Annotated in this window: 8 protein-coding genes and 2 pseudogenes; 7 read left to right on the top strand and 3 right to left on the bottom strand. The window is 72.2% G+C overall.

Annotated elements, in window-relative coordinates; genetic code table 11:
- A pseudogene (locus K353_RS29390) lies at positions 1-136 on the top strand (IS5/IS1182 family transposase); the annotation flags it as partial.
- 39 nt (positions 137-175) lie between these two features.
- Here K353_RS29390 and K353_RS29385 read toward each other — a convergent pair.
- Positions 176-1,186, bottom strand: a pseudogene (locus tag K353_RS29385) (IS5 family transposase).
- Between the two features lie 476 nt (positions 1,187-1,662).
- Between K353_RS29385 and K353_RS29380 the strand changes: the two are divergent.
- Positions 1,663-1,971: a GNAT family N-acetyltransferase gene (locus tag K353_RS29380; protein ID WP_146616602.1), complete on the top strand. Its 309-nt coding sequence runs from the start codon at positions 1,663-1,665 to the stop codon at positions 1,969-1,971.
- 150 nt (positions 1,972-2,121) lie between these two features.
- Here the strand turns inward: K353_RS29380 and K353_RS29375 are convergent, their stop codons facing one another.
- Together K353_RS29375 and K353_RS29370 are read right to left on the bottom strand one after the other, a co-directional pair.
- Complete coding sequence (locus tag K353_RS29375) at positions 2,122-2,676, bottom strand: GNAT family N-acetyltransferase (RefSeq protein ID WP_233533905.1); 555 nt, start codon at positions 2,674-2,676, stop codon at positions 2,122-2,124.
- Positions 2,677-2,693: 17 nt separating this feature from the next.
- The gene (locus K353_RS29370) at positions 2,694-3,995 is read right to left on the bottom strand and encodes a hypothetical protein (RefSeq protein WP_111556539.1); all 1,302 of its coding nucleotides are present in this window, start codon (positions 3,993-3,995) and stop codon (positions 2,694-2,696) included.
- Between the two features lie 470 nt (positions 3,996-4,465).
- On the opposite strand from K353_RS29370, the gene K353_RS29365 reads away from it, so the two are divergent.
- From K353_RS29365 to K353_RS29345, 5 genes are all read left to right on the top strand, one after another.
- Positions 4,466-4,909, top strand: a complete 444-nt coding sequence (locus K353_RS29365; protein ID WP_111556538.1) for a hypothetical protein — start codon at positions 4,466-4,468, stop codon at positions 4,907-4,909.
- Positions 4,910-4,929: 20 nt separating this feature from the next.
- On the top strand, positions 4,930-5,646 hold the full coding sequence (locus K353_RS29360) for a hypothetical protein (RefSeq protein WP_146616601.1): 717 nt from the start codon (positions 4,930-4,932) through the stop codon (positions 5,644-5,646).
- Between the two features lie 294 nt (positions 5,647-5,940).
- Entirely contained in the window at positions 5,941-6,510 is a 570-nt protein-coding gene (locus K353_RS29355; RefSeq protein ID WP_146616600.1) for a hypothetical protein, read from the top strand.
- Complete coding sequence (locus K353_RS29350; protein WP_111556535.1) at positions 6,504-7,037, top strand: hypothetical protein; 534 nt, start codon at positions 6,504-6,506, stop codon at positions 7,035-7,037. The genes K353_RS29355 and K353_RS29350 overlap by 7 nt, the downstream gene beginning before the upstream one ends.
- A gap of 93 nt (positions 7,038-7,130) precedes the next feature.
- Positions 7,131-7,895, top strand: a complete 765-nt coding sequence (locus K353_RS29345; RefSeq protein WP_111556534.1) for a hypothetical protein — start codon at positions 7,131-7,133, stop codon at positions 7,893-7,895.
- The last annotated feature ends 153 nt before the right edge of the window (positions 7,896-8,048 follow it).

The raw sequence follows: 8,048 nt of genomic DNA, 5'->3' as shown, positions 1-8,048 counted from the left end.
CTACCGCCTGCGCAACGTCGTCGAACGCTGCTTCAACCGGCTCAAGCAGTGGCGCGGCCTGGCCACCCGCTACGACAAGACCATCGAGTCCTACCAGGCCACCGTCACCATCGCCTCAATCCTGCTCTGGATTTGATCTTTGAAGACGACTCCTAGGAGTTGTTGAAGGTTCGGATCATGTGGCTGGAGTCAGGAGTTTCAGCCACATGATCGAGCCGCGAAGGTGTAGACCGGCGGTGTAGCTTTCGGGGCTCTTGTCGTACCGGGTGGCCAGGCCGCGCCAGGTCTTGATCTTCTGGAAGCACCGCTCGACGGTGTTGCGTCGCTTGTAGCGGTCGGGATCGAACGTGACAGGTCGGCCGCCGTCTGAGCCCTTCCGCTTTCGGTTCGCCGCCTGGTCCGCCCTTTCCGGGATCACTGCGGTGATCCTGCGTCCGCGCAGGTAGGCACGGTTGGCCTTCGAGGAGTAGGCCTTGTCGGCGGCCACCGCGTCCGGCCGGGTGCGCGGCCCGGCCGGCCGGGCCGCGCACCCGGATCTTCTTCAACACGGGCTGGAACTGACGGCAGTCGGCAGCCTGGCCCGGGGTCAGGACGAACGCCAGCGGCAGGCCGACGGAGTCGACGGCGGCATGGATCTTGCTGCTCAGGCCGCCCCGGGACCGGCCGATTTCGGCTTGCGCGGCCCGGGCCCTGCGCCGACGGCGTGCCTGGGCACGAACCTGCGCGGGGTCGGCGACGGTGTCCGGCGCAGGCTCCGCATCACCCGCAGCACGGCCTGCTGTCGCGGCAACGGAACCCCCTTTTCCTCGGTGAGGGCCTGTTCGAGCGCATCGAGGGTCTCCCCGGCGACCGCGAGTCCGGACGACTCCTGGTGGGCCCGAACGATCGTGGAGTCGACGCTGACCAGTGTCAGCCCGACCTTCCCGCGCGAGGCGGCCTCCGCGATCAGCGCTTCCATCAGGTCTTCGAAGAAACCGGAGGCCACCCAGCCACGAAACCGGGAGTAGACCGTCGTCCAGGATCCGTAGCGCTCGGGGACGTCCCGCCAGCCGCTACCGGTGCGAAACCGCCACAACACCCCGTTGAACTGGTCTCGCACCCGTCGCGGCAACGGCCCGGTGGCAGCCACCGGGACATGCGGTTCGATCAAGGCCCACTCGGCATCCGTCACGTCAAAACGCGCCACGGCCCCGAGTTCTACCAGACACACCGGCCCGCCATCAGCCCAGACCAAGATCCGAACCCTGAACAGCTCCTAGGGCGGGGCGTGCCGGTGACGGAGCGGGAGTCGAGCAGGTCATCGGGAGAGCAGAGGGCATGATGTGCCATCAGAAGTATTCAGCTGGCGTCGGTTTACGCCGAGGGTCCGCACCGGCGGATGGGTATGGAATATCCTGGGCGGCGGCGCGTGGGCCCTCAGCTGGCGTGCCATGGCGCCGCCTGAGGACTTCGACATTGCTCCGGCGGCGCCGCACGCGGATGCGCGGGTGTTCGGTCCCAGCAGGCCGGCTCGCCGCACATCCTTCTTCGGACTTCGTGTCGAGTATGCGCTTCCGCTGAACCCTGCCGCGAAGGCGGCGGCCATCCGCCCCGGCCTTCTCCGAAGGAGCCCGCGTGGACCTCCCCCACATTCCTACCCTTTACCCCGAAATAGCTTGGGAAATGAGGAAGTTGGGAGAATTAATTGGCGTGCTTGAGGCTCTGGACGGCGAGACGGTATGGATCAACAAGATCCACATCGACCCGCGCCATCGCGGCCGCGGCCACGCCAGCGCCCTGCTGACCGCCGTCCTGGCCGCCTGCGACAGCGTGCCGGTCGAACTCGCCGCCCTCCCGCCGACGGACGGGCCCGGACTCGGCCGCACCCAGCTGCGCGACTGGTACGCACGGCACGGTTTCCAGCACGCCCCGCGCCCGGGTGACCCGGACCGCATGCTCCGACCGGCCCGCCGGGTGTCAGCCACAGGCTGATGCCGGGAGACGAAGGGCCGGCCGCCTCCTCGCGTGGCGGGGATGCGGGCGGGCACGTTCCACAGCGGCGTCCAGCTTCTCAGGCGAGGGCTATCGGGGCGACGCCTCCAGCCGTGCCACCAGCGTAGGGGGCTGCGGCAGGGGACACTGTCAGGGGATTGTTCGGATCATGGAGTTGTAGCGCGGGGAGTCGGGGTAGGGCTGCATGGTGCCCATGTACTGGTAGCCCCAGCGCTCGTAGAGCGCACGTACCTTTGGGTGGTCCTCCTCGACCAGGAGGTGTGACCGCTCCTCGATGCGGTGGGACAGCAGTTCCTCGTGCAGGGTGCGGGCGATGCCGGTGCCGCGCCACTGGGCTTGAACCATGACCTCGCACAGGGCGAACGTGCGGGTGTCGGTCTCCTCCAGGTCGGCGGCCGGCACGGGGGTCAGCAGGCCGTTCCACCGGTACTCGGCGGTCCGGGCGAATCCGTAGGCGTAGCCCACCGGGATGCCGCAGACCTCTCCGAGTGCGCAGCCCCAGCGCGGTTGGCGGGCGTGGGCGTGCAGGCGCTCGGTGAACTTCGCGACGGAGAAGAACGGGTCGGCGGCGGCCTCGGTGGCGTAGACCTCGGCGTAGACGTCGATCAGCACTGGTTCTATGGCGGGCAGATCGCCGGCGGTGTAGTAGCCGACGGTCAGGGTCGCGGCGGTGGGCCCGTTCACGTTGCTGCTCCTGCTCGTTACGAGGCGATCGTGGCGTCGTAGCGTTCCATGAAGGCGGTGGTGACCGGAAGGTCGACGCTGGCCACCTTTTCCCGGAACTGGCTGAGGTGTACGGCCCAGCGCGGGCAGTTCACCGACGGGTAGAGGTCCAGGGCCGTGTCCGCCATGCTGACGGCCTGCTCGACCTGGTCGGCGGCGAGGTAGCACTCGGCGAGGTGGATGCTCTTGGCGAACCTGTTGCGGCGGAACTCCGGGGCCAAGAGCTGCATGCCCTGTTCCTCCTGGTGTGCGGCACGGTCGGGCTGGCCCAGGTTCATGTGCGCCATCGCGGCGGTCCCGAGGACCTCGCCGGGCCCGACGAAGGCGAGCCAGGCGTCGGCCGGCTCGCCACCGATGCGATCGAGCGAGGTTTCCGCCCGGGCAAGGGCGGTGCCGCACTGGGCTCCCTGGCCGGATGCGGCGTGCCCGAGGGCTAGGCGGCCGTGCAGAAGGGCGCTGAGGCGGTGGTCGCGTGCGTTGCGGGTCGCGTCGAGCGCGGCTCGGGCGATGGTCACGGTCTCGGTCGCTCGTCCGAGCTCCCAGCTCTGGCGGGACATGTACGCCCAGACGCGGGCCTGGAGCAGCCGGTCGTTGGCGAGCAGGCTGGCGCGCAGGGCGCTGTCGAAGTTGCGGCTGGCGCGGGCCTGGTCGCCGCTGTCGAAGCTGAACCAGCCGGCTGAGGCGTGGAGCTGGCCGATCACCTGGTACAGGGCCTTTTCGACCCGGGGGCCGTACAGGCAGCGGCCCATCGCGGCCTCGATCTGGGCGACGAACTGTTCCGCAATGTCCGCCAGCTGCTCTCCGCCGTAGGCGTCGTCCACCGCGTGCAGCCGGTCGATGGACTCGCGGATCCGGTCCACGTCGCTGGCCCCTATCCGTCCGGATGCGGGCAGCGGGGCGAAGGCGACGGACAACAGGTTGCCGGTGGCGGCGATCATGAACGAACGGCGGAGCACGTGGTCCTCCTCGGCAGGGGTCTCCACCAGCAGGGTAGAGCCCGGCCGAAAACCGGCAAGTTCGCGTGATCTTCTACCTGAGAGGGTGAACCCGAGTTCGTCGCCTTGCAGGTGGAAGACGTCCATGAGGCCGACCAACTGGTGCAGGTGCGGCTGTGCGGTCTGGCCGGAGAGCCACCGGCGCACGTGCCGGCCGGTGATGCTCGCCTCGTGCTTGAACCGCCTCTCCTCTGCCTCGTTGACGGCCGTCGCCAGGTCCTGCGCGGACAGGCCGGCACGCTGCATCAGGGCCCTGAGTACCTGATTCGGGCGGACGTCTGCCATGGGCGCTCCTCGGTCCGGTAGAAGGCGACTCCGATCACCTCCGCACACCGCTGGCACCGCGGAAATGTCCGGGGTGCGTGAAGACGGCCGTCCCAGAATGACCTATTCCAGCCCGAGTCACTGCCGGTTCACTGAATGTCAGCAGCCGGTATGGCGAGCGGAGTTCGAGAGACGGACCAGGCCGCGCTGCTGCTCGCGCCGTACAACGGCGCACGGCACGAACTGGCGTCCCGCACTGCGGGACGCCCTCGGATGTCCGACACCGCCGGCTTCGGCGGTCTCCCAGGAAGGCCACGCCCATGAGCAGCGACGGCAACAACGTCCACGGCGACAGCGACGACAGCGGCAACCAGCACGAGAACAACGGCGGCGACGAGTAGTCGAGCCGGACGCACAAGGCTCCCGGGCACATCGCCGTACCGCCTGCGCCCGGGAGCCGCGACGCCACCGAACCTCGGAGGGGAACCCTCGTGTCCGAAACCGCCCTACGCGCAGTCGTCTACGCCTCGTCCAGCGTGCCCCGGCCGCCCGCGTTGACGTTCACGCTGCTGCGCACCCTGGCCGAGCAGCGGGGCTGGGCCGTGACCGGGGAGTTCTGGGACCTGGTCCTGACCGGGCACCGGTTCGACCCGCTGGACGGCTGGGGCAAGGCCCGCACCATGGCATTGCGGGGGCACGCCGATGTCCTTGTCGTGGCGCGGGTGGAGGACGTGGCATCCACCCTGGGCGAGGTGGAGGTGCTGGCCGCGTGGGCCGCGGACCACCAGGTTCCGATCCTGTGCGCCGACCCCCAGTGGCGGGGGCAACCCTACCGGCTGGGCCCGGATCCGAACCGGCTGTCCGAGCTGCGCCACCCTCCACTGGCCGCCAGCGCCGCCTGTCCCGGGCTGCCTGTCCGTCCCGCCGCCTCCTGATCCAGATGATGAGAGAAACCATGTCTGACCTGCGCTCAGTGGAGTTCCCGCCGCTGCGGGTGGCGCTGCCGGCTGGGAACTCGGCCGGGCTGCAGTGGCTGGCCCGGCTGGCGCCCGATCCGACGGCGTGCCGGGAGGCGTGGATGCGGGGCGAGTGCGCGCCGATCCCGCTGGAAGGCGTCGCGGTGCTGCGGGTCGCGCCGGAGCTGGGTCGGCGGCTGCTGCGGGCGGACGGCCGCCCGCCGCGGGAGCAGGCGCCGGTGCTCTACGACCCGGCGCTGGGGACGCTGTTCCTCGTCCCGGCGCCGCCGGTCGCCGCTCTGCGTCTGCCGGATCGGCCGGGGGAGTGCGGGTCGGTGGACCTGGTGGACCTGGTGGGCCTGACGGGCCCTCGGGAATCCGACCGGGAACCGGCCGGGCCGGGCACCGCCGGGGGCCGGGTGACGGCGGCCGACCAGTTGGCCGGGCTGGTCGAGCTGGTGGTCGACGGCACGCTGATGTGCCCGGCGCCGGGCCGGGCGCTTCCGCGCCGGGGCGGGGCGGGGTGGCTGGTGGAGCCGTTCGGCAACGGGAACCTGTGGGATCCCGCGGCTGTCGTGGCCGCTGTGGGCGCTGACTTGCACTACCTGTGGTCCCTGCCCGACCAGGCGACACCGGCTGCGGCGGGCCGCGGTCCGAACCTGTCGGCCCTCGCCCGGTTCGTCAGCGCCCGGCAGGAGATCCGCGCGGCGTCATGATCTCCCCCCGGCACGGCCGGAAAGGTCGTGCCGGGGGATTCCAGCCCCCGCCATGCCGGGCGGGGTGTGCAGCAGGGCAACGCGCTTCCTCCCCCCAGCGCGCCGAGCTCGCTGCACCGCGGCCGCCCCGCGCCGTCCCCCGGGTGTCGGCGGCCGCGCACCGCCGCAGGCCGCTGCCGAGCAGTGGAGCGGCCCGCGGCGCCGACGGGTGGCCCGGGACTTGCCGAAAGGGCCCGGGCCACCCGCAGGGGGAGTAGCGCCATCTACGCCACGATCACGAGGGAGACGACGGGGATGTACACGCAGTCAGGTGGGAGCGCCGGCGTGCTCGGCCAGCGGCCGCCGCAGGATCCGGCGGGCGGGTGGGCGGGGACGGTGACCCTGAGCGCCGAGCGATCGGTGTTGGTGATGCCGGCCGGGACCGGCGCGGAGGTGCTGCGCAGGCTGCGGAATTTCGCCGCCGCCGACCGGCCGGTGCTGCTGCTACCGCCGCTGCACGCCACGGGCATCGGGCGTCTGGCGCTGCCCACCCGCGACTCGGCACGCCTGGCCGAACTGGCCTGTGGTGTCGGCGAACTGCGGGTCGACGGCAAGCTGGTGTGCCCGCAGGAGCCGGAGGCCGTGCCGATCGGCGTGCTGGCCGGGCGGCCGGTGGCCGATGCGGTGTGGCTGGTGGCGCCCGGCGCCGCGGCGGCGCCGTGGATGCCGGAGCTGCTGGCCGGGGTGCTGGGCGCGGTCACCGCTCCCGAGCAACAGCAGTGGCGGGCGGCGCGCGAGCGGGAACGGGACGTGCTGCCGGAACAGGAGCGGCTGGCGGTGGAGTGGGAGCAACTCGCCATCGCGCTGGCGGGTACGCGGTGGTAGCGGCCCGGAGCGCCGCGGCGCAGATCGCCGGTCAGCGTGAGGCCAACCGGCGCCTGGTGGAGCGCTTCGCCCGCCTGGCCGAGGACCCGGCCCAGGCGCAGGAGGTCTGGCGCAGGCACGGGCTCGCGCCGCTTCCCATCGGCCAATCCTTCGCGGTGGTCGAGCTGCCGGGCCGGATATGGGGGCAGGCCGCGCTGACCCGGCTGGAGCAGCTGGCCCGGGGGCGGGCGGTGCCCATCGGACCGGTCCTGCAGCACAAGGCGGTGGGCCGGGGCCGGGCGGCGCGAACGCAGTTCCTGACCGCAGTCCCGGCCCGCGGCACCCCGCCCTGGGGCCTGCCGGTGCCGCAGGCGCGGATGCGCACCAGCGGGGTACTCGACATGCCCTCCCCGACCGGCGACGCCCGGACCGTCGAATGGCTCGTGCCCCCGCACCCCGACCACTACCAGTGGACGGACCCCTGGCTGCTGGCCGTGGTGCTGGAGCGCGTCCACCGCGAGCTGCGCCGCAGCGGAGCGCCCCTCTGAGGTCCGGCCGGTGTCTGCGCCACCCGTACCACCCTCTCGACCCGAACCCTTCCGCGACAGCGTGCCGTACCCCTACGAGGAGCTGAGCTGACGATGAGTGACCCGCGTGAGCAGCACGACGAACCGGTGGCCGCAGTGTCGGTCGCCGAACTGGCGGCGCTCGCCGGCGACCGGGTGCACACCGAGCATCCCGAGTCCCTGGCGCGCCCGGCGGCCGCACAGGCCGCGGTGACCGGCTTCGCGGGCTTCCTCGCCGCCCGGGACCTGCTGCCCGCCGCCAGGAAGGACGTCGACAAGAGCGTCGAAGCCGTCGACTACGAGTGCTTCCGTGACCTGCTCGGCCGCCTGGCCTACGCGGACCCCGCCGGCCCGGGCCGCCTGCACCGCCTGCACCTGCCCGACGGCGGCCTGCTGCTGGACGACACCAACAGCTGCTCGCTGGCCGACATGCTGGCCGCCACCGAAGGGCTGCCGCTGCACGCCGACCGCCACCGGGAGCTGTGCGCCATCGTCACCGAACTTGAGGTCGGCGCCGACCAGCACCCCATCGACGTCCACGCCCGCGTGGGCACCGCGCTCGCCACCGCCGGCATCCGGCACCTGGCCGTCATCGCCCCGGACCCGGGTGAGAGCCACTACGGGCCTCCCGTCGGCCGCCGCGACGCCCGGGTCCTGCTCACCGCCGCCCGCCAAGGCGGCGTTGAGCACACCGAACTGCTCTGCGACACCGGACCCGCCCTGGACCGCTTCGCCGCCGCCCTGCCGGCCGGCTGCGCCGTCCTGGTCAAGGGATTCGGCCTGGCCCCTCTCCTGCCCTACCTGGCGGCGCACTTCGCCGCCCGCACCGCCGGGACCTGACCGACACGACCACCAGCGGCCCCCGGGGGAGGGCGGCCGCCCGACACCCGAGGGGGACACCTCCACGCCGACCGCCGGCCCCGCCCCGCCCTGCCGCACCCCGCGCGCCGTCCTGGACGACCCGCCGCCTTCCGGCGAACGCCCCGCGATCGT

This window comes from Kitasatospora sp. SolWspMP-SS2h (genome assembly GCF_003259315.1).
In the GTDB taxonomy this organism is placed as follows: domain Bacteria; phylum Actinomycetota; class Actinomycetes; order Streptomycetales; family Streptomycetaceae; genus Kitasatospora; species Kitasatospora fiedleri.
The sequence above is the reverse complement of the archived record's forward strand: the minus strand, read 5'-3'. Positions and strand labels throughout refer to the sequence as shown.